Origin of the sequence: Delftia sp. DS1230, from assembly GCF_040112715.1 — a bacterium.
Lineage (GTDB): Bacteria > Pseudomonadota > Gammaproteobacteria > Burkholderiales > Burkholderiaceae_C > Comamonas > Comamonas tsuruhatensis.
Map to the genome: position 1 here is coordinate 4,708,795 of NZ_CP157763.1, position 26,400 is coordinate 4,735,194.

24 protein-coding genes are annotated in these 26,400 nt (G+C 68.2%); 13 read left to right on the forward strand and 11 right to left on the reverse strand.

Annotation, left to right across the window (positions count from 1 at the left end):
- The first annotated feature begins 25 nt into the window (after positions 1-25).
- The 5 genes from AAN986_RS21235 to kynU all read left to right on the forward strand — a co-directional run bounded on the left by AAN986_RS21235 (position 26) and on the right by kynU (position 4,932).
- Positions 26-646, forward strand: a complete 621-nt coding sequence (locus AAN986_RS21235) for a LysE family translocator (RefSeq protein WP_034365336.1) — start codon at positions 26-28, stop codon at positions 644-646.
- A gap of 12 nt (positions 647-658) precedes the next feature.
- On the forward strand, positions 659-1,444 hold the full coding sequence (locus AAN986_RS21240) for an AraC family transcriptional regulator (RefSeq protein ID WP_016448995.1): 786 nt from the start codon (positions 659-661) through the stop codon (positions 1,442-1,444).
- 99 nt (positions 1,445-1,543) lie between these two features.
- Positions 1,544-2,941, forward strand: coding sequence for an amino acid permease (locus AAN986_RS21245; RefSeq protein WP_349335474.1), 1,398 nt, complete (start codon positions 1,544-1,546; stop codon positions 2,939-2,941).
- A 4-nt stretch (positions 2,942-2,945) separates the two neighbouring features.
- The gene (gene kynB / locus AAN986_RS21250; RefSeq protein WP_047217803.1) at positions 2,946-3,575 is read left to right on the forward strand and encodes an arylformamidase; all 630 of its coding nucleotides are present in this window, start codon (positions 2,946-2,948) and stop codon (positions 3,573-3,575) included.
- 52 nt (positions 3,576-3,627) lie between these two features.
- The gene (kynU, locus tag AAN986_RS21255; protein ID WP_016452599.1) at positions 3,628-4,932 is read left to right on the forward strand and encodes a kynureninase; all 1,305 of its coding nucleotides are present in this window, start codon (positions 3,628-3,630) and stop codon (positions 4,930-4,932) included.
- Positions 4,933-4,949: 17 nt separating this feature from the next.
- Here kynU and AAN986_RS21260 read toward each other — a convergent pair whose 3' ends face one another.
- Together AAN986_RS21260 and ada are read right to left on the reverse strand one after the other, a co-directional pair.
- Entirely contained in the window at positions 4,950-5,960 is a 1,011-nt protein-coding gene (locus tag AAN986_RS21260) for a DNA-3-methyladenine glycosylase (RefSeq protein ID WP_047217804.1), read from the reverse strand.
- Positions 5,957-6,865 carry a bifunctional DNA-binding transcriptional regulator/O6-methylguanine-DNA methyltransferase Ada gene (gene ada, locus AAN986_RS21265; protein ID WP_052862653.1) on the reverse strand — a complete coding sequence of 303 codons (909 nt, stop codon included), beginning with the start codon at positions 6,863-6,865 and terminating at the stop codon, positions 5,957-5,959. The genes AAN986_RS21260 and ada overlap by 4 nt, the downstream gene beginning before the upstream one ends.
- Positions 6,866-7,028: 163 nt before the next feature.
- On the opposite strand from ada, the gene kynA reads away from it, so the two are divergent.
- Together kynA and AAN986_RS21275 are read left to right on the forward strand one after the other, a co-directional pair.
- Complete coding sequence (gene kynA, locus AAN986_RS21270) at positions 7,029-7,904, forward strand: tryptophan 2,3-dioxygenase (protein WP_349335475.1); 876 nt, start codon at positions 7,029-7,031, stop codon at positions 7,902-7,904.
- A 109-nt stretch (positions 7,905-8,013) separates the two neighbouring features.
- Complete coding sequence (locus AAN986_RS21275) at positions 8,014-9,315, forward strand: MFS transporter (RefSeq protein ID WP_047217806.1); 1,302 nt, start codon at positions 8,014-8,016, stop codon at positions 9,313-9,315.
- 18 nt (positions 9,316-9,333) lie between these two features.
- Here the strand turns inward: AAN986_RS21275 and AAN986_RS21280 are convergent, their stop codons facing one another.
- The 3 genes from AAN986_RS21280 to AAN986_RS21290 all read right to left on the reverse strand — a co-directional run bounded on the left by AAN986_RS21280 (position 9,334) and on the right by AAN986_RS21290 (position 12,625).
- Positions 9,334-10,542: an FAD-dependent monooxygenase gene (locus AAN986_RS21280; protein ID WP_016449003.1), complete on the reverse strand. Its 1,209-nt coding sequence runs from the start codon at positions 10,540-10,542 to the stop codon at positions 9,334-9,336.
- A gap of 375 nt (positions 10,543-10,917) precedes the next feature.
- Positions 10,918-11,211 (reverse strand): H-NS histone family protein, encoded by a 294-nt coding sequence (locus AAN986_RS21285; protein ID WP_016449004.1) that lies wholly within the window; start codon positions 11,209-11,211, stop codon positions 10,918-10,920.
- A 100-nt stretch (positions 11,212-11,311) separates the two neighbouring features.
- On the reverse strand, positions 11,312-12,625 hold the full coding sequence (locus AAN986_RS21290; RefSeq protein ID WP_016449005.1) for a hemolysin family protein: 1,314 nt from the start codon (positions 12,623-12,625) through the stop codon (positions 11,312-11,314).
- A gap of 24 nt (positions 12,626-12,649) precedes the next feature.
- Here AAN986_RS21290 and AAN986_RS21295 point away from each other — a divergent pair, with 24 nt between their 5' ends.
- Positions 12,650-13,495, forward strand: coding sequence for a symmetrical bis(5'-nucleosyl)-tetraphosphatase (locus tag AAN986_RS21295; protein WP_016449006.1), 846 nt, complete (start codon positions 12,650-12,652; stop codon positions 13,493-13,495).
- Between the two features lie 78 nt (positions 13,496-13,573).
- Here AAN986_RS21295 and AAN986_RS21300 read toward each other — a convergent pair whose 3' ends face one another.
- The 3 genes from AAN986_RS21300 to AAN986_RS21310 form a co-directional block, all read right to left on the reverse strand.
- Positions 13,574-15,070, reverse strand: a complete 1,497-nt coding sequence (locus AAN986_RS21300) for a DEAD/DEAH box helicase (protein WP_016449007.1) — start codon at positions 15,068-15,070, stop codon at positions 13,574-13,576.
- A gap of 185 nt (positions 15,071-15,255) precedes the next feature.
- Positions 15,256-16,137, reverse strand: a complete 882-nt coding sequence (locus tag AAN986_RS21305) for a neutral zinc metallopeptidase (protein WP_016449008.1) — start codon at positions 16,135-16,137, stop codon at positions 15,256-15,258.
- A gap of 108 nt (positions 16,138-16,245) precedes the next feature.
- On the reverse strand, positions 16,246-16,602 hold the full coding sequence (locus tag AAN986_RS21310) for a hypothetical protein (protein ID WP_227472599.1): 357 nt from the start codon (positions 16,600-16,602) through the stop codon (positions 16,246-16,248).
- Positions 16,603-16,703: 101 nt separating this feature from the next.
- Here AAN986_RS21310 and AAN986_RS21315 point away from each other — a divergent pair, with 101 nt between their 5' ends.
- From AAN986_RS21315 to nadB, 4 genes are all read left to right on the forward strand, one after another.
- Positions 16,704-17,651 carry a delta(1)-pyrroline-2-carboxylate reductase family protein gene (locus tag AAN986_RS21315; protein WP_279493092.1) on the forward strand — a complete coding sequence of 316 codons (948 nt, stop codon included), beginning with the start codon at positions 16,704-16,706 and terminating at the stop codon, positions 17,649-17,651.
- 15 nt (positions 17,652-17,666) lie between these two features.
- On the forward strand, positions 17,667-19,418 hold the full coding sequence (locus AAN986_RS21320) for a sensor domain-containing diguanylate cyclase (protein WP_016449011.1): 1,752 nt from the start codon (positions 17,667-17,669) through the stop codon (positions 19,416-19,418).
- Between the two features lie 144 nt (positions 19,419-19,562).
- Complete coding sequence (gene nadA, locus AAN986_RS21325) at positions 19,563-20,696, forward strand: quinolinate synthase NadA (RefSeq protein WP_017405637.1); 1,134 nt, start codon at positions 19,563-19,565, stop codon at positions 20,694-20,696.
- Positions 20,697-20,706: 10 nt separating this feature from the next.
- Entirely contained in the window at positions 20,707-22,209 is a 1,503-nt protein-coding gene (gene nadB, locus AAN986_RS21330; protein ID WP_047217808.1) for an L-aspartate oxidase, read from the forward strand.
- Between the two features lie 135 nt (positions 22,210-22,344).
- On the opposite strand, the gene dcd is transcribed toward nadB, so the two are convergent.
- The 3 genes from dcd to AAN986_RS21345 form a co-directional block, all read right to left on the reverse strand.
- Positions 22,345-22,917, reverse strand: a complete 573-nt coding sequence (gene dcd, locus AAN986_RS21335; RefSeq protein ID WP_013803686.1) for a dCTP deaminase — start codon at positions 22,915-22,917, stop codon at positions 22,345-22,347.
- Between the two features lie 68 nt (positions 22,918-22,985).
- Positions 22,986-24,278: a guanine deaminase gene (gene guaD, locus AAN986_RS21340; protein WP_013803687.1), complete on the reverse strand. Its 1,293-nt coding sequence runs from the start codon at positions 24,276-24,278 to the stop codon at positions 22,986-22,988.
- A gap of 112 nt (positions 24,279-24,390) precedes the next feature.
- Positions 24,391-25,497 carry a BMP family ABC transporter substrate-binding protein gene (locus AAN986_RS21345; RefSeq protein ID WP_016452612.1) on the reverse strand — a complete coding sequence of 369 codons (1,107 nt, stop codon included), beginning with the start codon at positions 25,495-25,497 and terminating at the stop codon, positions 24,391-24,393.
- Between the two features lie 461 nt (positions 25,498-25,958).
- On the opposite strand from AAN986_RS21345, the gene AAN986_RS21350 reads away from it, so the two are divergent.
- Positions 25,959-26,399 carry an HIT family protein gene (locus AAN986_RS21350; protein WP_349335476.1) on the forward strand — a complete coding sequence of 147 codons (441 nt, stop codon included), beginning with the start codon at positions 25,959-25,961 and terminating at the stop codon, positions 26,397-26,399.
- The last annotated feature ends 1 nt before the right edge of the window (position 26,400 follow it).

Consider the following 26,400-nt stretch of genomic DNA (forward strand, 5'->3'; position numbering starts at 1 on the left):
CAGTCCTGCGTCCGCGCGAAATCTCATGTCCTCCTCGCTGCTCGCCATGGGCGTCTTCACCCTCGTGGGTGCCATCACGCCCGGCCCCGTCAATGTGCTGGCCCTGCGCCACGGCGCAGCGCGCTCGCGCCTGGTCTCTGCAGCCTATGTGCTGGGCGCCAGCGCCAGCTATGCGGCCGTGGTCTGGGTCATGGGCCAGGGCGCACAGTGGCTGCTGCAGACGCTGCCGCAACTGTCTGCGGCCGCACAGTGGCTGTGCGCCGCCTATCTGCTGTGGCTGGCCTGGCGGCTGGCCAACGCACCTGTGGGCCAGGCCGGTGCGCAGCAGCAGGCCGGATCGCAGCGCACGCTGCAGGCCTTGCTGCAAGCGCTGTTGCAGGGCACGGCCGTGCAGACGCTCAACCCCAAGGCCTGGCTGGTGGCGCTGGCCGGCGTGGGCCTGTTCGTGCTGCCCCATGCGAATGCGCCGTGGGCGCTGCTGCAGTTTTGCGCCATCTCGCTGCTGGCCTGCCTGGTGGGGGTCGGCAGCTGGGCGCTGCTGGGGCAGCTGCTTTCGGGCTGGCTGCGCACCGAACGCCGCCAGCGCCTGTTCCACCGCCTGCTGGCCCTGCTGCTGGTCGCCAGCGTGGCGGCCATGCTGGCATGATGGCTGGCCGCCATGACTTCAGCCTCTCCCCACCGATTCCACCGCCATCCGGCCGCTCCCTGGGCCGAGCTGCGCGACAGCGCGCGCTCGCCGCATTGCTTTCGGCTGCACATGCATGCCGAGTACTCGATCGGCATCGTGGACGCGGGCCGCACCGTGTTCCACCATGCCCACGGCCCGCAGCCTGTGGAGGCGGGCGGCGTGGTGCTGATCGAGCCCGGCGCCTGGCATGCCTGCAATCCCGACCCCGGCGCGCCATGGTCCTACCGCATGCTGTTTGTCGATGCCGACTGGCTGCACGCGCGGCTGGGCGTGGCCGCGCTGCGCTTTCCCCGGCGCACGCTCACGGATGCGGACATCGCCCGCCTGGTGGATGGCCTGTGCCGCCCCGTCGATGGCGCGGCCGCCGCCGACCGCCTGGCCCTGGGCCTGGAGCACCTGCTGGACCGCTGTGCCCAGCCCGCAGCCTTACCCCTGCCCGGCGATGCGGCGGCCCTGGCCCCCGCGCTGCAGCGCCTGCATGCAGGACCCGATGCAGGCCTGACCGTGCAGTCCCTGGCCCAGGAATGCGGCATGAGCGCCACGCGCTTCATCCGCCGCTTCAAGGCGGCCACGGGCATGACGCCCGGCAGCTACCGCCTGAACCTGCGCATCAACGGCGCGCGCCGCCTGCTGGCCACGGGGGCGGCGCTGTCCGATGCGGCCTATGCCATGGGCTTTGCCGACCAGGCCCACCTGCAGCGCGCCTTCAAGGCCCACCATGCGCTGACGCCGGGCTGCTACGCACGCGGAGCCTGAGCCGGACCCTCCCATGGTTTTGCAGCGGCCAGCCCGGGGCCGGCGGTGAAAGCGCAGATACTTACGCCTTCCGCTTTCAGCCCCCAACCGCCGCGCACCATGGCCGCCTTCCAAGACATTCAGCAACGAGAAACCGGCCTGCGCCAGCAGCTGTCCGCCGCCCAGATGGTGATGATCGCCATCGGAGGCGCCATCGGCACCGGCCTTTTCATGGGCAGCGCCTTCGCCATCGGATTCGCCGGCCCCAGCGTGCTGGTCAGCTACGCCATCGGCGCGCTGATCTCGCTGCTGCTCATGGGCTGCCTGGCAGAGATGACGGTGGCCCATCCGACCTCGGGCTCGTTCGGCGCCTATGCCGAGCACTACATCAGCCCGATGGCCGGCTTCATGGTCCGCTATGCCTACTGGGCCGCCGTGGTGCTGGCCGTGGGCATGGAGGTGACGGCCATCGGCATCTACATGGGCTACTGGTTCCCCGACGTGCCGCGCTGGATCTGGGTGGTGGTGTTCTCGGGCGCGCTGGTGGCCGTCAACGCCAGCAGCGTCAAGGCCTTCGGCCAGGTGGAGTACGGCTTTTCCATGGTCAAGATCATCGCCATCGTGGCCTTCATCCTGATCGGCGCCTGGGTGGTGTTCGGCTCGCAGCCCCAGGGCATCGGCTTTTTCAACTACACGGCCGATGGCGGCTTCTTCCCCAAGGGCCTGTGGGGCACCTGGGTGGCCGTGATCATCGCCATCTTCAGCTACCTGAGCCTGGAGGCCGTGGCCGTGGCGGCCGGCGAGGCCGAGGACCCCAAGCGCGCCATCACCCGGGCCTTTCGCACCACCATGGCGCGCCTGGTGATCTTCTACCTGCTGACGCTGGCGCTGATGCTGGCCATCGTGCCCTGGCAGCAGGCCGGCACGGACAAGAGCCCCTTCGTGAAGGTGATGGAGATCATCGGCATCCCGGGCGCTGCCAGCATCATCAACTTCGTGGTGCTGGTGGCCGCGCTGTCGGCCATGAACAGCCAGCTGTATGTGACCTCGCGCATGATGTTCAGCCTGTCGCGCGGCGGCTATGCGCCCTCGGTGTTCGGGCGGCTGAACAGCCGCGGCGTGCCCGTGGCGGCGATTGCCATCTCCTGCCTGGGCATTGCCGTGGCCGTGGCCGTGAACCTGTGGAAGCCCGAAGGCTCGCTGCTGTGGATGATGTCCGTGTCCATGTTCGGCGCCATGTTCACCTGGTTCATGATCTTCGTGACCCATCTGTTTTTCCGCGCGCGCTGGTCGCGCGAGCATCCGGGCCAGCGCCTGCAGTTCCGCATGTGGGGCTATCCGCTGTTCACGCTGGCCGGCGCCACGCTGATGCTGGGCGTGATCGTCACCACCTATTTCACCGAGGTCTTCCACATGACGCTGCTCACGGGCCTGCCCTTCCTGGGCCTGCTGGCCCTGGTGTATGCGCTGTGGTACCGGCCGCGCGCACAGGCCGCCCGAACCGCCCCGAAGGAGTGAAACCATGACCCGCAGACTCTGGGACATCTCCCCGGCCGTGCAGGCCGCCAGCCCCGTCTTTCCCGGCGACACGGCCTACAGCCAGCAATGGTGCGCCACCATCGGGCCGGGCTGCCCGGTCAATGTCAGCGCCATCACGCTGTCGCCCCATGTGGGAGCGCATGCCGATGCACCGCTGCACTATGACGCGGACGGCGCCAGCATCGGCCATGTGGACCTGGACGCCTTCCTCGGCCCCTGCCGCGTGATCCACGCCATCGGCAAGGGACCGCTGGTCGAATGGGAGCACATCGCCCACGCCGTGGAGCATCTTCCGGCACGCGTGCTGGTGCGCACCTACGAGCGCGCCCCCACCACCTGGGACCAGGAACTGGCAGCCTATGCACCAGCTACGGTAGAACGCCTGGCCGACCTGGGCGTCAGGCTCATCGGCATAGACACGGCCAGCATCGACCCGGCCAGCAGCAAGAGCCTGGACAGCCACCAGGTGATCCGCCGGCGCGGCCTGCGCGTGCTGGAGAACCTCGTGCTGGACGAGGTGCCCGAGGGCGACTACGAGCTCATCGCCCTGCCGCTCAAGCTGGTCGAGGCCGATGCCTCGCCCGTGCGCGCCGTGCTGCGTGCCCTGGCCTGATTCCCGGGCCGCACCTTTCGCCTTTCGCCTTTTCCATACCCAAGGAGACCCCGTGACGAGCCTGCAAGACTGCCTCACCCTCGATGCGCAAGACCCGCTGCGCGCCCTGCGCGACCAATTCACGCTGCCCGAAGGCGTGATCTACCTTGACGGCAATTCGCTGGGCGCCAGCCCCCGCGCCGCCGCCGCGCGCGTGGCCGAGGTGGTGCAGCAGGAATGGGCCCAGGGCCTGATCCGCTCGTGGAACGACGCCGGCTGGATCAGCCTGCCCCAGCGCCTGGGCGACCAGTTCGCCCCCTGGCTGGGCGTGGGCGCGGGCGAGCTGGTGTTCACCGACACGGCCTCCATCAACCTCTACAAGGTGCTGACGGCGGCGGCCCGCATCGCGCGCGAGGACGCGCCGCAGCGCAAGCGCCTGATCAGCGAGCGCAGCAACTTCCCCACCGACCTCTACATCGCCCAGTCGGTCTGCCAGGAATACGGCCTGGAGCTGGTGCTGCTCGAACCCGAGGAGATTGCCGATGCGCTGACCGACGAGGTCGCCATCTGCATGCTCACCCATGTGAACTACCGCACGGGCGCCATGCACGACATGGCTGCCGTGACGGCTGCCGCGCAGGGCAAGGGCATTCTCTGCGTCTGGGACCTGTGCCACAGCGCGGGCGCCGTGCCTGTCGATCTCAAGGGAGCGAATGCAGACTTCGCCATCGGCTGCAGCTACAAGTACCTCAACGGCGGCCCCGGTGCGCCGGCCTTTGTCTGGGCCCATCCACGCCTGATCAACCGCTTCTGGCAGCCGCTGTCGGGCTGGTTCGGCCATGCCGAGCCTTTCAAGTTCGTGCCGGACTACCACCCGGCCCAGGGCATACAGCGCTACCTGTGCGGCACCCAGCCCATGGTCAGCCTGAGCGTGCTGCAGTGCGGCCTGGACGTGTTCACGGCCGTGGAGCCGCTGGGCGGCATGGACGCGCTGCGCAACAAGTCGCTGGCGCTGACCGACCTGTTCATCGCCCTGGTCGAGGAACGCTGCCAGGGCCACGGCCTGGGCCTGGCCACGCCGCGCGAGCACGGCCGGCGCGGCTCCCAGGTCTGCCTCACGCGCGAGGAAGGGCTGGGCGTGGACGGCAAGGACAGCGGCGCCTATGCCATCGTGCAGGCGCTGATCGCGCGCGGCGTGATCGGCGACTTCCGCAAGGGCGACGGCACGGGCCTTCACAAGGACATCCTGCGCTTCGGCTTCACGCCGCTGTACGTGGGATTCGAAGATGTCTGGCATGCCGTGGAGCATCTGCGCCAGGTGCTGGAATCGGGCGAATGGCGCAAGCCGGAGTTCAACCGCGTCAATGCGGTGACCTGAAGCCTGGAGCCAGCCCTTCAGAACGCCGTGGACGACAGCGAGGCCCAGAGATGGGCCGCGACCAGGGCGCGCCAGGGCGCGAAGTCCCGCAGCCACAACTCGGTCTGCGCGGCGTCCACGGATTCCGTCTCCAGCAGCCGCGCCAGGGCGCGGCGCACGGCCACATCGCCGTGCAACGGGCCGTCCAGGTGGCCATAGCCGCGCAGCAGCATGTAGTTCACGGTCCACGGGCCGACGCCCTTGAGGGCCAGCAGCCGCCGGCTGATCTCGCTGGCGGGCAGCTCGGGCATGGCGGCCCAATCGTCCAGCGGCAGTTCGCCCGCCTGCACGGCATGCGCCAGCAGGCGCAGCGTATGGGTCTTGCTCCGGGAAAAGCCGGCCGCGCGCAAGTCGTCCTCGCTCAGCTGCGCCACCTGCGCGGCCTCCGGCATGCACCACAGCTGCTGCGGCGCGTCGGCATGGCCATCGTGCAGCGCCACCGGCTGGCCGGCTGCAGCGATCAGGCGGCGGCGCAGCGACACGGCTGCCGCCACGCTGATCTGCTGCCCGGTGACGGCCCAGCTCAGCGCCTCCCAGGGCGTGCAGGCCGCGGGCACATGCAGGCCCCGCTGGCGCGCCAGCAGCGGTCCCAGCCGCTCATGGCGGCCAAAGCGGCGCTCGAACTCCCCCACATCCTGGGACAGTCCGAACATGCGCCGCAGCATGGCGGCCAGCACATCGTCCATGCCGGTGATTGCGCCTGCACCGGCGGGCAGGCGCCATCGGGCCTGGACCACGGCCGCCTCTTCGCACTGCGGCGTCAGCTCCAGGGTGAGCAGCGTGGGAAGGCCTTTCCACATCAGGCCCTTGTGCATGCGGATGGTGCCGCCATCCTGCAGATCGCATTCGGACAGGCGCTGGGCATCGCGCCGGTGAAAGCCCCAGAACTCGGTCATGCGGTAGCCGGCCGGCAGCGTCAGTTGCTGCTGCGCCTGATAGGTCTGGCCGGTGCCACGCCCTTGCCCTGGCCCTTGTCCTTGCCCGCTCATGCGCTTCCTGCCTGGCGCAGCGGTGCGTGCCCAGCGTCCTTGCCAGACGCCTCCTGCGCCTGGCGCGCCTCGCGCAGCAGCAAGGCGCGCTTGCGCTCCACGCCCCAGCGGTAGCCGGAGATGCTGCCGTCGTTGCGCACCACGCGGTGGCAGGGCACGGCCACGGCAATGGGGTTGGCCGCGACGGCGCTGGCCACGGCCCGGGCACCCGTGGGCATGCCCAGGCGCAGGGCCAGTTCCGAATAGCTCAGCGTCTGCCCGGCGGGAATGGCGCACAGCGCCTGCCATACGCGCTGCTGGAAGGCCGTGCCCTGCACATCCAGCGGTAGTGCCAGGCCCCGGCGCGGCTGCTCGACCAGGGCCACGACCTGGGCCACGGTGTGCTCGAATCCGGCATCGCCGCCCACCAGTTCGGCCAGCGGAAAGCGCTGCTGCAGGTCCTGGACCAGGGCCTCGGCATCGTCGCCCAGCAGCACGCAGCACACGCCGCGATCGGTGCTGGCCACCAGGATGCTGCCCAGCGTGCATTCGGCCACCGCAAAGCGGATGGTCTGGCGCATGCCGCCGCGCCGGTAGTCACCGGGCGCCATGCCCAGCATGGCGCCTGCATCGCGGTAGAAACTGCTGCTGGCCGCATAGCCGCTGAGGTAGGCGGCATCGGTGACCGAGTCGCTCTGGCCTGGCTGCAGCGCCTGGCGCAGCGCACGCGCGCGGTGCGCCTTGGCATAGGCCTTGGGCGTGAGGCCCGTGGCCTGCTTGAACAATCGGTGCAGCTGCCAGGGGCTCAGCCCCGAGCGTTCTGCCAGCGCGCCCAGGGCGGGGGGCGGCTCCTCGGCCTCCAGCCAGCGGCAGCATCGGGCCACCAGGGCAGCGGGGTTGGCAGGGGCATCGCTGGCTTGATTCATGGCTTGGTGGGACACGGCATGTCTTTCAGGATCATCGGATGCCCTACTCTACGCAGCCCGGCGCGTACGCGCATCCCGCTTCTTGCAAGCCGCAGGATTGCTGCGCGGGATTCGGTTACGCTGCGCCCTGCATTTTCCGCATCGAGACTTGCGAGACTCCCACATGACCACCGAACACTCCGGCTGTCCCATGAACAGCCCCGGCCGCACCGAATCCATCGTCAAAGAGGAGCGCGCCCAGTTGGACTTCAGCCAGTCCATGAGCTATGGCGACTACCTGCACCTGGACCAGATCCTCACGGCCCAGCACCCGCTGTCGCCCGCGCATGACGAGATGCTGTTCATCATCCAGCACCAGACCAGCGAGCTGTGGATGAAGCTGATGCTGCACGAGGTCCGCGCCGCCACGGCCGCCATCGTCAGCGGCACGCGCGCCGACGCCTTCAAGATGCTGGCCCGCGTCAGCCGCATCATGGAGCAACTGGTCAGCGCCTGGACCGTGCTGTCCACCATGACGCCGCCCGAGTACACGGCCATGCGTCCCTACCTGGCCAACTCCAGCGGCTTCCAGAGCTACCAGTACCGCTGCATCGAGTTCTCGCTGGGCAACAAGAATGCCGCCATGCTCCAGCCCCATGCCCACCGGCCCGACCTGCTGGCCCAGGTGGAGGCGGCATGGCGCTCGCCCTCGCTCTACGACGTGTCCCTGCAACTGCTGGCGCGCGAGGGCATCGAGGTGCCCGCCGACCGGCTGGAGCGCGACTGGACCCAGCCCTACGAGGCCAGCGAAGGCGTCAAGCAGGCCTGGATCACGGTCTACCGCGATCCCCACCAGCACTGGGACCTGTACCAGCTCGGCGAAAAGCTGGCCGACATCGAGGACGCCTTCCGCCTGTGGCGCTTCCGCCATCTGACGACTGTGGAGCGCGTCATCGGCTTCAAGCGCGGCACGGGCGGCACCGGCGGCGTCAGCTACCTGCGCAAGATGCTGGACGTGGTGCTGTTCCCCGAAATCTGGGCGCTGCGCACCGAGCTGTAAGCAGCGCACGGACGCTGAGCCGCTGCTGCCACGCGCCTGCGCCTGTGGCCGCGACGGCGACAGCGCGCAGGCGCGCAAACGGGTAAGCTGCGGCGCCAGGAGAAATACCGTGTCCGCAGCGCCGCAACAGCCCCCACACAGCAACACACACACAGAGGCTTCGCAGACCTCCACCGCAGCACCGCCGCCACGCAGCCAGCTGCTGTGGGCCATGCTGCTGGCCCTGCTCTCGGCCTTTGCGCTGAGCCAGGCCTTTCGCACCACGACCTCGGTCATGGCGACCGGCCTGCAGCAGGATTTCGGGCTTACGGCCCAGTCGCTGGGGGCCTTTGCGGGCCTGTTCGGACTGTCCTTCGGCGTGGCCCAGCTGCTCATGGGCATCGGCATGGATCTTTATGGCCTGCGCCGCACGGTGCTGCTGTCGTTTCCGCTGGCGATCGCGGGGTCGGCCCTGTCCGCCGCCGCACCCAATTACGGTTGGCTGATGGTGGGCCAGTTGCTGATCGGCGTGGGCTGCTCGCCGGCCTTCCTGGCCTGCACCATGTTCATCTCGCGCCACTTTCCCATGGACCGCTTCGCCTTTCTGTCGGGCGTGGGCATGGGCGTGGGCGGCTTGGGGCTGCTGTTCACAGGCACGCCGCTGGCCTGGCTGGTCCAGCATTTCGGCTGGCGCTCGGGCTTTGCGCTGCTGGCCGTGATGTCGGCCCTGTCGTGGCTGCTGATCTGGTGGCGCGTGCATGAGCCCGCCCGCCGCGGAGCACAGACCGCCGCACGGGAAAGCTGGGGCGTGGCGGCACGCCGCATGGCCGAGCTGTTCACGCTGCCGCACACGCTGGGTATCGTCCTGCTGGCCATGGCCTGCTATGCATCGTTTCTGGCGCTGCGCGGCCTGTGGCTGGGGCCGCTGCTCATCCATCGCTATGGCTTTTCGCTGGTGGAAAGCGGCAATGTGGCGCTGGTCGTATCGATGATCTCGCTGTTCAGCCCCGCGATTTTCGGGCGCATGGACCCCGGCCCAGGACGGCGCCGGCGCTGGCTCACCAATTACTCGCTGCTCATGGGCAGCCTGTTCATGCTCATGGCCTTTTTGCACCATGGCTGGACCAATGTGGCGCTGATCTTCGCCATGGGCCTGCTGTCGGGCTATTCGGTGCTGCAGTACGCCGATGTGCGCGCTTCCTACCCCCCAGAGATGACCGGCCGCGCGCTGTCGCTGTTCACCATGGCCATGTTCCTGGGCGTGGCCCTGGTGCAATGGTTCACGGGCTGGGTGGCGGCCTGGGCCGAGGCCTGGGGCGTGGAGCCCTACAAGGCCGTGATGATCTCGATTGCAGCCACGCTGGTGGGCGCGTCGACCGCGTTCCGTTTCCTGCCCTCCTCGCCGCTGCTGCGCCAGGCATCCGCCGCCTAGCGGCCGGAGTCTGTGCCTCTACAAGGCGTTGGCGGCCGAGCCATCGCCACGGTACAGCCAGGGCAGATCCATCAGCCTGGAGCCCAGCAGGCGCAGCGACAGGTCACGCCCCCAGCGCACGGGACCCGTGGCATGGAAGATGCGGCCATTGCGCTGCGAGCGCGCCTGCACGCGCGCATTGCGCTGCCAGCGATTGAGCGCGTAGCGGCGCAGGCGCATGTTCACATCCAGGTCATGCATGGACAGGGCGCGCTGCAGCTCCGCTGCATCTTCAATCGCCATGCCGGCGCCCTGGGCCAGATAGGGGCGCATGGGGTGGGCGGCATCGCCCAGCAGCGCCACCACGCCGCGCGCCATCTGCGCGGCCGATTGCACGGGCGGGCGATCGCCCACCGGCCACAGCCGCCAGTCACCGCCAGCGGCAGGCACATGCTGGACCAGGTCCAGCAGGTGCGGGCAGCTGCCCTGCAGCACCCGCACCAGATCATCGAGATTGCCCGCGTGGTCCCAGTTCGCCAGGTCCTCGGGCGCCGGGCCCTGGACGATGACCACCAGGTTCTGCAGCTCGCCCCGGCGCACGGGGTACTGGATGGCATGCATGCGCGAGCCCAGCCAGGCCGTGACATCGGTGGCACGCAGCCGCTTGGGCAACTGGGCCTGGTGCACCAGGGCGCGGTAGGCCAGGTGCCCGGTGACACGCGGCGGGCCGTCGCCCAGCAGCTGCTGGCGCAGGACGCTGCGCACGCCGTCGGCGGCGACCAGGGCATCGCCTTCGATCAGCTTGCCGGCCTGGGTTCGCACGGTGACCACGCCGTCCGTTTCGGAAAAGCCTTCAATGGGCTGGCCCAGGTTCAGGTGCATGCCCGGATAAGTCTGAGCGGCTTCCTTCAGCAGCTGCTGCAGATCGGCCCGGTGGATGGTGGCGTAAGCAGCGCCGTAGCGATGCACGGCCTCGCTGCCCAGAGGCATGTGCCCCAGTTCCTGCCCTGTGGCGGCGCTGCGCACCCGCAAGCTGTCCGGCAGCGCCACCACCTGCTGCAGCGGCTTTTGCAGGCCCCAGGCCTGCAGGCGGCGCACCACATTCGGCCCCAGCTGGATTCCAGCCCCCACTTCGCTGAGCACGCGTGCCTGTTCGAAAAGACGCACTTCCCAGCCCGCCCGCGATGCACCAATCGCGGCAGCCAGGCCGCCAATGCCGCCGCCGGCAATCAACACCTGCTTGTTCATGCGCGTATTGTGCCCCTGCCTTCGCCCATGGTGGCTGGTGCCTGGATATTCAAGTCGGCCACCACTGAAGAAAATCAAAAAATCATCGGATTTGTCTGAAACACGCATGCATCCGCCATGCGTTGAGACGCCGCGACCCGGAAACACCCACCTCGCATGCTCCAAACTGCTGCAAGGTGCATCACTGGCACCGTGCATTTTGCGTTACCGTCAGAAATCGACCCTGGCATCGCCGCCGCGCAATGTCCGTGCACAGGCCCACGCTTTGCATAGCGCATGATAGTCATTCTCAACCGAGTCAATTTTTGACAAATGGCCGTGCCAATGAAAAAAGCCCGCACAAGGCGGGCTCTTTCAACATGCGCGAAGGGAAAATCAGATGACGAACTTTTCGCGGTCCTGATTCTGAATCCACTTCGGCGGCTTGCCGCGTCCGGTCCAGGTCTGGCCAGTGGCGGGATCACGGTACTTGGGCGCCACCTTGGTGCCCGTTGCACCCGCATTGCCGCGACCACGAGCCGAAGGAAAGACGTCATCCGCAGTCAGGCCATATTCGGCAATCAAATTGCGAACCTTGCCCACGGCGTCAGACAGTTCACGCTTGCGCGCTTCCTGGATCTGTTGCTCCAGTTCCTGTCGCTGCTTCAGCAATTCCTTGTAAGAGCTCATGGTGTGCGCCTTGAAAGTTGTTTAAGAGCTTTCATTATAAAAACATAATCGCCCTACAGGGCAAGACGCATGTAAGCAAAATCCACAATATCGCAGTTGCCTATTGCAGCGAGGACCCTTCGGATAATTCCGAAATGGCAAGCACCTTGTCAATGCGTTTGCCATCGAGATCAATCACCTCGAAGATCCAGCCCGCGCAGCTGATCCGCTCTCCCAGAACCGGCAAATGACCGCTTTCCGCCATGAGAAGGCCGGCAACGGTGTTGTATCGGCCACGGTGCTCATCGGGCAGGTCACGAATATCGAGGCGCGCCTTCAGCTCCGATATGGGCATCAGCCCGTCCAATAACCAGGAGCCATCCCCACGCTGCATGGCCCATGCTTCCGTTTCGGTCACAGGCTGTAACTCGCCGGTAATCGCCTCCAGCAAATCGCGCGGCGTCATGATGCCCTGCACCACGCCATATTCATCCACCACGAACACCATGCGCCCGGATCGGGCACGCAATTGCTCCAGCAGTTCCATGGCGCTGAGCGTCTCGGGCAGGAACGAGGCCGGCAGTACATGCTCGTAGAGCGTGGAGCCCGCCGCATCGGGACCCAATGCCAGCAGGCGCGCCACGCTGATGATGCCGACCACGTCATCAAGGGAATTGCGGCACACCGGATACCAGGAATGGCCGCCCTTTGCGTGGTCATCGGCCGAGGCCTGCAATGCCTCGGTGACGGTCATGTCGGCATCCAGCCATTGCACATCGCCGCGCGGCACCATGATCGACGTCAGCGAGCGGTCATCGAGATGGAAGACGTTCTGCACCATCTGGTGTTCGCTGGCCTCGATGACGCCGGCATCGCGGCCCTCGGCAAGGCTGGCCGCGATCTCCTCCTCGGTCACGGAGCGTGCCGCCGATTCATTGATGCGCAGCAAGGTCAGCATGGCGCGGGTGGAGAAGGCCAGCAGCCGCACAAAAGGCTTGGCTGCCGACGCCACCCACGTCATGGGCCGTGAGACCACGATGGCCACGGTTTCGGGATAGAGCTGGCCGATGCGCTTGGGCACCAGCTCGCCGAAAACGATGGTGACGAAGGTGATCACGGTCACGACGACTGCCGTTGCCGAAATGCTGGCTGCGCGCTCTGGAACGCCCAGGCCCAGCAGCCATGCGGCCAGTCCGTCGCTGAAGGCCGCCTCACCCAGGATACCGTTGAGCAGGCCGATGGAGGTGATGCCCACCTGCACCGAAGAAAGAAATTGCGTGGGGTTGTCGAGCAAGGCCAGTGCCGCCACCGCCCCCTTGTCGCCTGTTTCAGCCAGTGCCACCAACCGAGCCTTGCGGCTGGAGGCCAGTGCCAATTCGGACATTGCAAACACCCCATTGAGCAGCGTAAGCAACGCGATCAGCAGAAAATCCATGGTTCGTATATCAGAAAGAAGACCATGGCACTTTACTGTATCGGTGATATCCAGGGATGCCACGACGCCTTTGAGCGCCTGCTGCAACGCGTGGATTTCTCCGCCAGCCGCGATACCTTGTACATCCTCGGCGACCTGGTGAATCGCGGCCCGGCATCGGACAAGGTACTGCGCACCTGCATGGCCGCCGGCGACTCCATGCGCGCCCTGCTGGGCAACCATGACCTGCACCTGCTGGCCGCCGCCCACGGCGTGCGCCGCAACAGCCGCCGCGACACCTTGGCCCAGGTGCTGCAAGCGCCCGATCGTGACCAGCTGCTGGACTGGCTGCGACAGCAGCCGCTGGCGCGCAGCCACCGCACGGTGCATGGCGATGAGCTGCTGATGGTCCACGCAGGCGTGCTGCCGCAGTGGACCGCCCAGGAAGTGATGGACCTTGCAGGCGAGGTGCACACGGTACTTCGCAGCGCGCAATTGCCGGATTTCCTGCAAGCCATGTACGGCAACCAGCCCGATCGCTGGTCGCCGGATCTGCAGGGCTGGGAACGGCTGCGTGTCATCGTCAACGCGCTGACCCGGCTGCGTTTTTGCAGCGCTCAGGGGGTCATGGATTTCGACAGCACGGAGTCGGCAGAGCAGGCGGCGCCAGGACTCATGCCCTGGTTCGATGTGCCGGGCCGCGCCACGGCGGGCGTGCCCATTGCCTTTGGCCACTGGTCCACGCTGGGCCATATCAACCGGCCCGATCTGGTGGCGCTGGACACGGGCTGCGTCTGGGGTGGCTGCCTGAGCATGATGCGCTTCGGCGACCATCTGGCGGACAGGGAGCTGATCCAGGTGGATTGCCCGCAGGCCCAGGCCCCAGGCTGATCGGGAGCAGCCCGTGCACCCATGAAAAAACGCCTGCAAGGCAGGCGTTATTCGGGAAGCAGGCCGCGTGTGCGGCGCTCAGACCTCGGAGGTGGCGACAGGCGCGGCGGGCGCGACCGGTGCCTTGAACAGCGCTGCCAGTTTGCGCTTGGGCTTGATGTTGCCGCCGGCCTTGGGCGCAGCGCGCTGGCTTTCCCAGTTGGCGTCGGCGCTGGCCGAAGGCTCATAGGGCTTGTCGAAGAAGGGGTCGGAATGCGCCGGGCGCTGGGCCATGCGCGAGCCGCGATGGCCGAAGCCCGTGCTGCCCCGTGCTGCATCGGCACCGCGATCGCCACGCTCGCCACCGCGATCCCGTTCACGACCGTACCCGCCGCCAGCGCCTTGGCGCGGCAGCTCGTCGAAACGGTGACCACGCGGTGCGCTGCCGCGGAAATCTTCCATGGGGCAGGTTTCGACGTTGATCTTCTTCTTGATGAGCTTCTCGATCTCGCCCACCAGGCGCGCATCGTGGCTGGTCACCAGGGTCACGGCAATGCCGGAGGCGCCTGCACGGCCCGTGCGGCCGATGCGGTGCACATAGTCTTCGGCGTTGAAGGGCACGTCGTAGTTGAAGACGGCCGGCACGTCCTTGATGTCCAGGCCACGGGCCGCGACATCGGTACACACCAGCAGATCCACCTCGCCGCGCTTGAAGGCTTCAAGCGCCTTCAGGCGCTCGTCCTGGCTCTTGTCGCCGTGCAGCGCCGTTGCACGCAAACCGTCGCGCTCCAGCGCCCGCGTCAGGCGGGCGCAGCCCAGCTTGCTGTTGGAAAAGACGAAGGCCTGGCGGATCTCGCGCTGCTTGAGCAGCGAACGCAGCGCATAGCGCTTGTCGTCGTCGCTGACGCTGTAGAAGCGCTGCTCCACCGTGGACGCCGTCTCGTTGGGACGGGCCACTTCGATGGTGACGGGGTCTTGCAGGTAGCTGCCGGCCAGGCGCTTGATCTCGGGCGAGAAGGTGGCGCTGAACAGCAAGGTGGTGCGTGTCTTGGGCAGATGGGACAGGATGCGCTGCAGGTCGGGCAGGAAGCCGATGTCCAGCATGCGGTCCGCCTCGTCGAGCACCACGTACTCGACCTGGTTGAGCACCACGTTCTTGGCTTCGATATGGTCAAGCAGCCGGCCCGGCGTGGCCACCAGCACCTCGACGCCCTTTTTCAGTTCCAGCGTCTGCGGTTTCATGTCCATGCCGCCGAACACCACGGTGCTGCGCAGCTTGGTGTACTTGGCGTACTGGGCGATCTGCTGAGCCACCTGGTCCGCCAGTTCGCGCGTGGGCAAAAGCACCAACGCCCGCACGGGGTGCCGTGCAGGCGAAGCGGAGGCATTTTCGTGGCGCATCAGCCGCTGCAGCAACGGCAGCGAGAACGCTGCCGTCTTGCCCGTGCCGGTCTGGGCTGCGCCCATGACATCCTTGCCGGTCAGAACAACCGGAATGGCCTGCGCCTGGATGGGCGTCATGGACTCGTAGCCCATGTCGGCCACGGCGCGCGCCAGGGACTCGGCCAGTTGGAGATTGGAGAAAGAGCTTGTCATTGAGGACGCTATTGTCGCACCTAGCGCGATTTGTGCGTTGCAATAACGCCAATTGGCACCTGGACAAGCATGGCGTTGCGTGAGCGCAACCCGCAAAAACCCGGTACGAGGGCCCGCTATGCGGGCATTTTTTCATCGCCGGGCCGCCGCCTCGAGATGGGAAAGCGCCCCTCGGGGGGCATTTTTCAAAGCGAAGCGGCCGAGAAAGTGTCGCAGGACTTGACGCTGCCGGTGCGCAGACCGGTGCTGAACCAGCGCTGGCGCTGGGCACTGGTGCCATGCGTGAAACTGTCGGGCACGACGGCGCCGCCACCGGCGCGCTGCAGGGCGTCGTCGCCGATCTTGGAAGCGGCATTCATGGCCGACTCCACATCGCCCTGCTCCAGGATCTGGCGTGCGCTTTGCGCGCGGTTCGCCCAGACGCCGGCCAGGCAATCGGCCTGCAGCTCCAGCTTGACCGACAGATGGTTGTATTCGACCTTGCTGACGCGGCCCCGCGCACGGTCCACCTGGGCGCTGATGCCCAGCAGGTTCTGCACGTGGTGGCCCACCTCATGGGCAATCACATAGGCCTGGGCGAAATCGCCGGGCGCGCCCAGCTGGTTCTTGAGCGTCTCGTAGAAGCCCAGGTCGATATAGACTTTCTGGTCGGCAGGGCAGTAGAACGGCCCCATGGCGGACTGCCCCGTGCCGCAGGCCGTGGGCGTGGCGCCGCGGAACAGCACGAGCTTGGGATCGGCATATTGGGCTCCGCCCTGGCGGAACACCTCGCGCCACACATCCTCGGTATCGGCCAGCACGGTGGAGACGAAGCGGGCGAGCTGGTCGTCGGCCGGCGGCTTGTGGGCCGGCCCCTGGGGCTGCTGCACCTGCACCGGCGCGCCGCCGCTGAGCGCCCCCAGGATGGTCAGCGGATTGATGCCCAGCACCCAGCCACCGACCAGGGCGATGACGATGGTGCCGATGCCGATGCTGCGCCCGCCAAAGACGGGACCACCACCTCCACCACCACCGTCATCACGGCGGTCCTCCACATTGTCCGACTCGCGGTTGCCTTCCCATCTCATGGTGTTCGCTCCTGGATCTGTGCTGCGGCCTGCAGCATCGGGCGGCGATATTACGTCGGAACCTGCGGGGCCGCAGCGTCCGCAGTCCCGGCAATGATACGGCGTGTATCAGCGCACGGGCTGCACCGCCATGGGGGCTGTGACGGGCGGCGCCTGGCTGCGCAGTACCTGCTCGCGCGCCACCAGCACCATGCCGGCCAGCAGCGCGGCGACGATGCACAGGCCGACGACGACCGCCAGGCCCAGCCCCCATCCGCCGCGCCTGCGCCGCTCGCGTGCAGGCTCGCCGGGCCTGCGGGGCGCAGGTGCCTGTTCGCTGGGAGGCTCCTCGCGCTGCCACGGTTCGGGCGCGGGCCCGCGCCGCTGCTGCTCGTAGCGCGGGGCCGATTCCTTGCGGGGAGCTTCGGGCCGCGCCGAACCGTCCCAGCTGGGCTCCTCGCGCGGATAAGAAGGCTTTTGTGACATAGGCGACATCGTAGTGCCTGCGCAGGCCCGCGCGGGCCTGGGTGCACCACCGGACACATCGCGCATTGGCCTGCGCGCGCCTACTGTGTACAGTCGCGGCCATGAGCCATTCCAGCACGCACTCCTCCGCCGCCCTAGACGCGCAGGCCACGGCCGCCCTGCTGCCCTGGAAGGAGCTGGCCGAAGAGATCGCGGCTGTACTGCTGCAGCCCCGGGCAGTGCAGGTGCCGCCGCGCATCGTGATGCCACTGCCCGCAGGAGGCAGCCTGTTTTGCATGCCCGCCACCGATGGGCAGGTGGCCATGACCAAGCTGATCAGCCTCACGCCCGGCAATGCCGGCACGCCGCGCGCCACCATCCAGGGCGATGTGGTGGTCTTCGATGTGGCCACGGGCGAGCGCCGCCTGATCCTGGACGGCCCCACGGTCACGGCGCGGCGCACGGCCGCCGTATCGCTGCTGGCCGCGCAAAGGCTGGCTCCCAATCCGCAGGGCCCGCTGCTGATCGTGGGCGCCGGCGTGCAGGGCCTGGCCCATATGCAGGCCTTTGCAGCAGGCCTGGGCGTGCGCGAGGTCCAGGTGGCATCGCGCAGCGCCGAGAGCGCCCAGTCACTGGTCAGCCAGGCGCATGCCATGGGCCTGCAGGCCAGTGCCGTGCAGGATCTGGAGGCCGCCGCGTGCCATTGCCCGCTGATCGTGACCTGCACGCCGGCCCGCGCCGTGGTGCTGCATGCAGCCCCGCGCGCCGATGCCTTCGTCTCGGCCGTGGGCGCCTTCACGCCGCAGATGGTGGAGCTGGCGCCCAGCCTGTGCCTGGGCCTTGCGCAGGCGGGCCGCGTCGTCGTCGATACCGCAGATGCGCTGCACGAAGCCGGTGATCTGCTGCAGGCGGGCATGGACGTGGCCGCCCTGCCCACGCTGGAGCAGGTGGTGCGCGAGCAATGGCTGCGCCCGCAGGTGCCGGTGCTGTTCAAATCCTGCGGATGGGGGGGCTGGGACCTTGCGGCCACCCGCCTGGCAATGCGCCGGGCTGCGCTTCAGAACAGTTGACGACGGATTTCTGCGTTGAACGAGCTTTCTCCCCCGGATTCCCCCGCCCCGCCCCCAAGCACCGAGCCCGGCCGCTGGCAGCGCCTGGGCCTGCGCACGCAACTGGCCCTGGTCTTCGGCTCGCTGCTGGTGGGCGTGACGGTGCTAATGTCACTGGCCTTCGGCGAACTGCTGCGCTGGCGCATGGAGCGCGAGGTCAGCGCCTCGCTGCATGCCATGGCCTCCAACGCGGCGCGGCAGTTGTCTGAAGGGCTGTTCAGCCGTGCCCATACCGTGGAGGTGCTGGCCGCTTCGCCGGAGCTGTGGGTGCAAGGGCTGGATTCCCCGGGCGTGGGAGCGCTGCTCAACCGCGCCCGTTCGCTGACGCCGTCCAACCTCTGGATAGGCGTGGCCGACGCCGAGGGCACGGTGCGCAGCGCCACCGACCAGTTGCTGGTGGGCCACGATGTCAGCGACCGGCCCTGGTTCGAGCCGGGGCTGCAGCGCGTGCATGTGGGCGACGTGCGTGCCTCCTCGCCGCGCATGGCCGCGCTGCTTGCGCCCCCGGCCGACGGCGCGCCGCGCCGGTTCATGGACTTTGCAGCGCCCATCCGCGTGGGCGGACTCACGCAGGGCGTGCTGTGCATGCACAGCAGCTGGGAATGGGTGCGAGAGACCATGCAGACCTTGCAGCAGGCCGACAGCGGGGATCGCCAGATCGGCCTCTTCATCTTTGACCGCCACGGCAAGATCATCCACGCCCCGGGCGACAGCCTGGAGCCGCTGCAGGCGCTGGACCAGCGCCTGCCGGTGGCCCATACCGTGTCTGCCGATACGTCCGATGCCACGCTGCTGCCCGTGCAGGTGGCGCGCTGGCAGGACAGCCCGCAGAGCTTTCTGACGGCCACCGTGCCGCTGCAGGCCCACAACCGGGTGACGGCCATGGGCTGGCACATCGTGGCCCGCCAGCCGCACGACAGCGCCTATGCACCCGCGCGCCAGGCCATGCACCAGGTGCTGGCCGGCGGCCTGGCGGCGGCGCTGGTGGCCGCCGTCATCGCCTGGCTGGTGGCACGAAGGCTCAGCCAGGACCTCAAGCGCCTGGCCCGCGCGGCCAACGGCATCGATGGCAGCGGCGCGGCGCCGGACATTCCGCAGCTGCACAGCAGCCGCGAAGTGCACCGCCTCTCGCAGGCGCTGCGCGGCAGCATTGCCCAGCTGCGCTCGGCCAACGAGGCCATGGAGCGCCAGGTGCGCGAGCGCACCCTGCAGCTGCAGCAGGCCAATGCCGAGCTGGAGCACCAGGCGCGCAGCGATCCGCTCACGGGCCTGCTCAACCGCCGGGGCTTCGATTTCCAGCTGGACTTCGCCATGGCGCTGGCGCGCCGCAGCGGCCGCCCCTTGAGCGTGCTCGTCATCGACGTGGACCACTTCAAGCGCATCAACGACCAGCATGGCCATGACATGGGCGACGCCGTGCTGCGCACCCTGGCGCGCGCCTTCCGCATGCGGCTGCGCGAGTCCGACGTGCTGGCCCGCATGGGGGGCGAGGAATTCCTGGCCCTGCTGCCCGACACCACGGCCGACGCGGCCGTGGCCATTGCAGAGCAACTGCGCGAACTGCTGGCCTCCACGCCCATGGCCCACGGCGAGCCCGTCACCGCCAGCGTGGGCGTGGCCACGCTGCGCGGCACCACGGACACGGCCGCCGCCATGCTGCGCCGTGGCGACGAAGCGCTGTACGAGGCCAAGGGCGCAGGCCGCAACAACGTGCAGCTTCAGCGCTGAGACGGCCCCGCGCCGCTTTCTGCCCCCTCGGCTTGCCGCCTGCCGCAAAACACCAGTGCGGGAAAAAACATCACACTAATACTCAAATTGAGCATATTATTCGCAGCCATCACCAGACCTTTTCCACAGTCCCGGACGGCCACCATGCAGCTCAAATCCGTGCAGTACGACAAGCCCCATTTCTCCCACGCCGGCCAGTGCGGCATCGGCGAGGCCTGGGCCCGCATTCCCCCTGAACTGGACCGCGCCCAGCGCCTTCGGACCACCGAGCGCATACGCGCCCTGCTGCACGAGCGCGATGCCGTGCTCGTGGCCCACTACTACGTGGATGGCGAACTGCAGGACCTGGCGCGCGAGACCGGCGGCTGCGTGGGCGATTCGCTGGAGATGGCGCGCTTCGGCGCCCAGCACCAGGCCAGCACCCTGGTCGTGGCCGGCGTGCGCTTCATGGGAGAGACCGCCAAGATCCTCAGCCCGGAAAAGCGCGTGCTCATGCCCGACGACGACGCCAGCTGCTCACTGGACCTGGGCTGCCCGGCAGACGAGTTCAGCGCCTTTTGCGACGCCCACCCGGACCGCACGGTCGTGGTCTACGCCAATACCAGCGCGGCGGTGAAGGCGCGTGCCGACTGGGTGGTCACATCGTCGGTGGGACAGGACATCGTGGCCCACCTGCATGCCTGCGGCGAGAAGATCCTCTGGGCGCCCGACCGCCACCTGGGCGCCCACATCCAGCGCCAGACCGGCGCCGACATGCTGCTGTGGCATGGCTCCTGCCTGGTCCATGACGAGTTCAAGGCCGACGAACTGGCCGCCATGGCATTGGAGTATCCGCAGGCCGCCATCCTCGTGCATCCCGAGTCGCCGGCCGCCGTGGCCGCCCAGGCGGACGTGGTGGGCTCCACCACCCAGCTCATCAACGCGGCTGGCCGGCTTCCCACCGACACCTTCATCGTGGCCACCGACCAGGGCATCCTGCACGACATGCGCATGCGCTACCCGGGCAAGACCTTCCTGCCCGCGCCCACGGCCGGCCAGGGCGCCACCTGCAAGAGCTGCGCCATGTGCCCGTGGATGGCGATGAACAGCCTGCAGGGCGTGGAGCTGGCCCTGGAGCAGGGCCTGTGCGCCATCGAGGTGGACCCCGCCATCGCCCAGGCCGCGCGCCGGCCCATCGAACGCATGCTGGCTTTCGCGGCCGGCCACCGCCAGCCCGTGCGCGCCAGCGGCGACCTTGCGCGCGATGCGGCGCTCTTCCAGCACTTCGGTCCCGCCTGAGGACAGCGCCATGACACAGCCTTGCACAGACGTACTCATCATCGGCGCCGGCCTGGCCGGCATGGCCGCCGCCCTGTCGCTGCCGCCGCATCTGCGCGTGGCCCTGCTCAGCAAGGGCGCGGCCGAGGAATGCGCCAGCGCCTGGGCCCAGGGCGGCATTGCCGCCGTGCTGGATGCACAGGACAGCATCGACGAACACGTGGCGGACACCCTGGTTGCGGGCGCAGGCCAGTGCGATGCGCAGGCCGTGCGCGCCATCCTCGAGCAGGCGCCCGACGCCATCGATTGGCTGGTGGCCCACGGCGTGCCTTTCACGCGCGACGACAGCGGTGGCCTGCACCTCACGCGCGAGGGCGGCCACGGCCGCCGCCGCATCGTGCATGCCGCCGACTGCACCGGCCAGGCCGTGCACGCCGCCCTGCTGCGCGCCTGCCGGGAGCGCGCGAACATCGATCTGCATGAACACACCAGCGCGCTGGACCTGCTGACCGAAGGACAGCCTGCGCACTGCACAGGCGCGCTGGTGCGCCTGCCCGATGGCCGCCAGCAGCGCTGGCATGCCGCGCATACCGTGCTGGCCACGGGCGGGCTGGGGCAGGTCTATCCCGCCACCACCAACCCGGCCACCGCCACGGGCGATGGCGTGGCCATGGCCTGGCGCGCGGGCTGCCGCGTGGGTGATCTGGAGTTCATGCAGTTCCATCCCACGGCCCTGCAGGTGGGCGGCCGCGCGGCCGGCCTGGTCTCCGAGGCATTGCGTGGCGAAGGCGCCCTGCTGCGCCTGCCGGACGGCACGCGCTTCATGCCTGCCCATGACGAGCGGGCCGAACTGGCGCCGCGCGACATCGTGGCCCGGGCCATCCGGCACGAGATGGACCGCCATGGCCTGGCCTTCGTGCACCTGGACATCAGCCACAGGCCCCGCGCCTGGCTGCAGTCGCATTTCCCGGGCGTGATGGCCCTGTGCGCCAGCCATGGCATCGACATTGCGACGCAGCCGATTCCCGTGGCCCCCTGCGCCCACTACGCCTGCGGCGGCGTGCTGGCCGATATCGACGGGCGCACGGATGTCGATGGCCTGCACGCCATCGGCGAGGTGGCGCGCACCGGACTGCACGGCGCCAACCGGCTGGCCAGCAATTCGCTGCTCGAATGCGTGGTGATGGGGCGGGCTGCCGCCCGGGCCATCGCGCAGCAGCCGGCTGCTGCCCCGGCGCCGGCCCGGCCGACCGAAACCCTGCAGGCCGGCGCACAGGAGCAGGACACGGCAGCCGTCGCGCAGGAGTTGCGCCAGCTCATGCAGGACTGCGTGGGCATACAGCGCAGCGACCAGGGCCTGGCACAGGCCGTGCAGCGCATTGCGGCATGGCGGGAAAGGCTGGCACCTGCCGCAGGCCATGCGCTGCGCAACCAGCTCGATGTCTGCTGGCTCATGGCCACGGCCGCCGCCGCACGGCGCGAGAGCTGCGGCGCGCATTCGCGCATCGACGCCGCCCCGGCGCTGGTGGAATGAAGAATGACCCCCACGCTCCCCTTGCTGCGCAAGGTCCGCTGCCCCCCAAGGGGGCCGCTTTCCATCTTGGGGCGGCCCGGCGATGAAAAAAGCCCGCAGCTTTCGCTGCGGGCCTTGTCTGCCGGGCCAAAGCCGTCAGGCCTTGGGAAGCGTCACGCCCACCTGCCCCTGGTACTTGCCGCCACGGTCCCGGTAGCTGACCTCGCAGACATCGTCGGGATCGCTCTCGAAGAACAGCACCTGGGCACAGCCCTCGCCAGCATAGATGCGGGCGGGCAGCGGCGTGGTGTTGGAGAACTCCAGCGTCACATAGCCTTCCCATTCGGGCTCGAAGGGGGTGACGTTGACGATGATGCCGCAGCGCGCGTAGGTGCTCTTGCCCAGGCAGATGGTCAGCACGTTGCGCGGGATGCGGAAGTACTCGACCGTGCGCGCCAGCGCGAAGCTGTTGGGCGGGATGATGCAGCTGTCACCCTCGAAATCGACGAAGCTTTTCTCATCGAAGTTCTTGGGGTCCACCACGGTGCTGTGGATGTTGGTGAACACCTTGAATTCGGGTGCACAGCGGATGTCGTAGCCATAGCTGCTGGTGCCGTAGCTGATGATCTTGCGGCCATCGACGTTGCGAACCTGGGCCGGCTCGAAAGGCTCGATCATGCCGTGATCCTCGGCCATGCGACGGATCCACTTGTCGCTCTTGATGCTCATGGCAATTCCTCGTTCCCTAGCTGCACTTGTCAGGCGCCAGCACCCGGCCGGGCACTGGCGCAAAGGCGCTATTTTGCTTGAGAAACGACGGTGCGCTCGATCAGGCGGTCATCACCCAGGATGATCATGGCGAACAGCAGCTCGTCCAGGCTCTCGGCCTGGCGGGTCTTGCGCTCGAGCAGCGGCGTGCAGGCCGGGTTGATGACCACGAAGTCGGCCTCGCAGCCCGGCTGCAGGTTGCCCACCTGCCCCGCCAGGCCCAGGGCGCGCGCCGCGCCCGCCGTGTGCTGCCACCACAGGTTGCCGGGCGACAGGCTCAGGCCCTGCTTGGTCTGGCCCTCGCGGCCCGCCACATAGGCGGCCTGCATGGTGCGGAAGGGGCTGAAGCTCATGCCGCCGCCCACGTCGCTGGCCAGGCCGTAGAGGAACTGCGCGGCATCGGCCCGCGCAAAGTCGAAGAAGCCGCTGCCCAGGAACAGGTTGCTGGTGGGGCTGACGGCGGCGGCGGTGCTGCGTTCACGCATCAGTGCGCGGTCTTCATCGTCCAGGTGGATGCAGTGCGCGTAGACGGCGCGCTCGCGCATCAGGCCGAAGTCGTCGTAGACCGACAGGTAGCTGCGGGCCTTCGGAAAGAGCTCGGCCACCCAGCGCACTTCGTCCAGGTTCTCGGCCACGTGCGACTGGATCCAGACATCGGCGTAGCGTGCGGCCAGCTCGCCCGCGCCGCGCAGCTGCTCATGCGTGCTGGTGGGCGCAAAGCGCGGCGTGATCGCGTAGCCCAGGCGGTCCACGCCATGCCAGCGCTGGATCAGGGTTTCGGTGTCGATCAGGCTTTGCTCGGTCTGGTCGCGCACGCCGTCGGGGCTGTGGCGGTCCTGCAGGACCTTGCCCGTGATCATGCGCATGCCGCGCGCCTGCGACGCGCCCATGAGCGCATCGACCGAACCCGGGTGCGAGGTGGCAAAGGCCAGCGCCGTGGTCACGCCGTTGCGCTGCAGCTCGTCCAGGAAGAACTCGGCCACGCTGTCGGCATGGGCGCGTTCGCAAAAGGCAGACTCGTGCGGAAAGGTGTATTTCTCCAGCCAGGGCAGCAGGCCGGCGGCGGGCGCGCCGATCACATCGGTCTGCGGATAGTGGATGTGCAGGTCGATGAAGCCTGGCGCCAGGATGCGGCCCGGCAGATGGGTGACTTCGGCGCCCGGCTGTCCGGTGAACTGCGCCTGCAGCGCCTGCCAGCTGCCGGCGGCGACGACGCGCTGCTGCCCCCTGTCATCCGGGGCGACGGCCAGCAGGCCGTCTTCGTCGTAGAGCGCCTGGCCATCGTCGGCAAAACGCAGCAATGAGGAACGGTAGATTTGCATGCCGCCAAGCTTAGCGGGCGGACAGGCAGATGCCATATCCGCAGCGCTATAGGCGCCATCGGCAGGCGCCATCCTAGGGTTTACGCCAGGACCGGACGCCCCGCAGGCCGCATCACTTGGGCAGGGTGGCCTGCACGCCTTCCACCAGCCAGTTCATCTGCAGGATCTGTGCATCGTCCAGCTGCTTGCCGGCAGGAATGCGCACCTGGCCCTGGTTGTCGCGCACCGGCTGGTCGCCGGCCTTGAAGGGCTGCAGGCGGCCCTGGGCCATGTCCTTTTGGCGCTGCAGCACTTCCTCGCGCACGGCGGTCGGCAGCTTGGGGCCGAAGCCCTCCACGCGGATCATGCCCTCGCGCACGCCGCCCCAGGTGTCCTGGCTCTTCCAGCTGCCGTCCAGCACCGCTTTGGCGCGCGCCGTGTAGTAGTCGCCCCACTGGTGGGTGACGGCCAGCAACTGGGCGTCGGGCCCGTCCTTGCGCATGTCGGAGTGGTAGGCAATCGCCATGCGGCCGCGCTCCTGGGCGGCCTGCATCACGGCGGTGGATGCGACCTGGAAGGACACCACGTCCACGCCGCCGTTGAACAGCGCCATGGCCGCATCGCGCTCGCGCGGCGGGTCGAACCAGGTATCCAGCCAGACCACCTTGACCGTGGCCTTGGGATTGACCGAGCGCATGCCCAGCGTGAAGGCGTTGATGCCCTGCAGCACCTCGGGAATCGGAAAGCCGACCACGAAGCCGGCAACGCCCGTCTTGCTGGCACGGCCTGCGGCAATGCCCGACAGATAGCGGCCCTCGTAGTAGCGCGCATTCGAGGTGGCCACGTTGTCGGCGCGCTTGAAGCCCGTGACCGACTCGAACTTCACCTGCGGGAAGTCGCGCGCCACGCGCATCACGGACTCGGTGTAGCCGAAGCTGGTGGTGAAGATCAGCTGATTGCCGCTGGCGGCCAGGTCGCGCAGCACGCGCTCGGCGTCGGGGCCCTCGGGCACGCTGTCCACGGCGCGGGTCTGCACGCGCGGGCCCAGGGCCGCCTGCAATGCGCGCCGGCCCTCGTCGTGCTGGCGCGTCCAGCCGGCGTCGAGCACGGGCGTCAGATAGACGAAGGCGGCCTTGAGGGGCGTGGAACCTGCGGGGGATGAAGGGGCGGGATGGCCTTGGGACAAGGCCGTGGATACAAGACTTGCGGCCGCGACTGCGGCTGCGAGGTTTTTGTACATGGTGTTCCTCTACATGGCCCGGAAATGAAAACGCACCTGCCGTGGGCAGCGGCCGGTGCGGGGCGCGATTATAGGCAGCGGCCCCGGGGGCTGCCTGGACCTGCGCTTATGGCCTCCATAAGGGGCGGCAGATACCGTCTACTAGAGCGTGTTATGCACTTTTAAGTGCCCGCGAAAGCCGGGAAATGGGCCCGGAACGAGGCGCAGCGCGCGCCGCGGTTGCCATACCGAAAGTGTGCTGCAACGAAGGGCCGGGCCCATTTCCCGGCTTTCCCGAAGGGTTGGCTCTGCGCGCAGGCGCTCGCGGCGTTGCAGCGCTTGCCAAGGCTCCAGCCTTGGCGGCGCACTGCGCCTTGCGATCACCAGCGCGCAGAACCAACGCGGGTACTTAAAAGTGCTTAACACGCTCTAAGATCGTCGGCAAATTCCACCCCCAAGCAACCACCAAGGAGTACAAGACCATGCCGATGTTCGTCGATACCTCGCCCCCGGGCCAGTGCATCTTCTGCCGCCTCGTGGCGGGCGAGATCCCGTCCGCCAAGGTGTTCGAGGACGAGCAGACCATCGCCTTCATGGACATCGGCCAGGTCAATCCCGGCCATGTGCTGGTGGCCAGCAAGCGCCATGCCGTGACCCTGCTGGACCTCACACCTGACGAGGCCGGCGCCGTGATGCGCACGGCCCAGCGCGTGGCGCAGGCCGTGCAGTCAGCGTTCGACCCCGATGGCATCAGCCTGTTCCAGGCCAACGGCGCAGCGGGCGGGCAGACCGTCTTCCACTTCCACCTGCATGTGCTGCCGCGCCACGAGGGCGACGGCGTGGGCCTGGGCTGGCCGCGCAAGGAGCCCGGCATGCAGGCGCTGCAAGAGCATGCCGAGCGCCTCAGGAAGGCGCTGGCCTGAG

Bases quoted from the DNA above. Each gene is read 5' to 3' on its own strand.
- AAN986_RS21305 (WP_016449008.1), bottom strand. From the start codon at position 16,137: ATGAGATGGGAAGGCAACCGCGAGTCGGACAATGTGGAGGACCGCCGT.
- dcd (WP_013803686.1), bottom strand. From the start codon at position 22,917: ATGAGCATCAAGAGCGACAAGTGGATCCGTCGCATGGCCGAGGATCAC.
- nadB (WP_047217808.1), top strand. From the start codon at position 20,707: ATGACACAGCCTTGCACAGACGTACTCATCATCGGCGCCGGCCTGGCC.
- guaD (WP_013803687.1), bottom strand. From the start codon at position 24,278: ATGCAAATCTACCGTTCCTCATTGCTGCGTTTTGCCGACGATGGCCAG.
- AAN986_RS21345 (WP_016452612.1), bottom strand. From the start codon at position 25,497: ATGTACAAAAACCTCGCAGCCGCAGTCGCGGCCGCAAGTCTTGTATCC.
- ada (WP_052862653.1), bottom strand. From the start codon at position 6,865: ATGAATCAAGCCAGCGATGCCCCTGCCAACCCCGCTGCCCTGGTGGCC.
- AAN986_RS21350 (WP_349335476.1), top strand. From the start codon at position 25,959: ATGCCGATGTTCGTCGATACCTCGCCCCCGGGCCAGTGCATCTTCTGC.
- AAN986_RS21235 (WP_034365336.1), top strand. From the start codon at position 26: ATGTCCTCCTCGCTGCTCGCCATGGGCGTCTTCACCCTCGTGGGTGCC.
- nadA (WP_017405637.1), top strand. From the start codon at position 19,563: ATGCAGCTCAAATCCGTGCAGTACGACAAGCCCCATTTCTCCCACGCC.
- AAN986_RS21240 (WP_016448995.1), top strand. From the start codon at position 659: ATGACTTCAGCCTCTCCCCACCGATTCCACCGCCATCCGGCCGCTCCC.
- AAN986_RS21315 (WP_279493092.1), top strand. From the start codon at position 16,704: ATGAGCCATTCCAGCACGCACTCCTCCGCCGCCCTAGACGCGCAGGCC.
- kynB (WP_047217803.1), top strand. From the start codon at position 2,946: ATGACCCGCAGACTCTGGGACATCTCCCCGGCCGTGCAGGCCGCCAGC.
- AAN986_RS21285 (WP_016449004.1), bottom strand. From the start codon at position 11,211: ATGAGCTCTTACAAGGAATTGCTGAAGCAGCGACAGGAACTGGAGCAA.
- AAN986_RS21295 (WP_016449006.1), top strand. From the start codon at position 12,650: ATGGCACTTTACTGTATCGGTGATATCCAGGGATGCCACGACGCCTTT.
- AAN986_RS21310 (WP_227472599.1), bottom strand. From the start codon at position 16,602: ATGTCACAAAAGCCTTCTTATCCGCGCGAGGAGCCCAGCTGGGACGGT.
- AAN986_RS21245 (WP_349335474.1), top strand. From the start codon at position 1,544: ATGGCCGCCTTCCAAGACATTCAGCAACGAGAAACCGGCCTGCGCCAG.
- kynA (WP_349335475.1), top strand. From the start codon at position 7,029: ATGACCACCGAACACTCCGGCTGTCCCATGAACAGCCCCGGCCGCACC.
- AAN986_RS21280 (WP_016449003.1), bottom strand. From the start codon at position 10,542: ATGAACAAGCAGGTGTTGATTGCCGGCGGCGGCATTGGCGGCCTGGCT.
- AAN986_RS21260 (WP_047217804.1), bottom strand. From the start codon at position 5,960: ATGAGCGGGCAAGGACAAGGGCCAGGGCAAGGGCGTGGCACCGGCCAG.
- AAN986_RS21290 (WP_016449005.1), bottom strand. From the start codon at position 12,625: ATGGATTTTCTGCTGATCGCGTTGCTTACGCTGCTCAATGGGGTGTTT.
- AAN986_RS21300 (WP_016449007.1), bottom strand. From the start codon at position 15,070: ATGACAAGCTCTTTCTCCAATCTCCAACTGGCCGAGTCCCTGGCGCGC.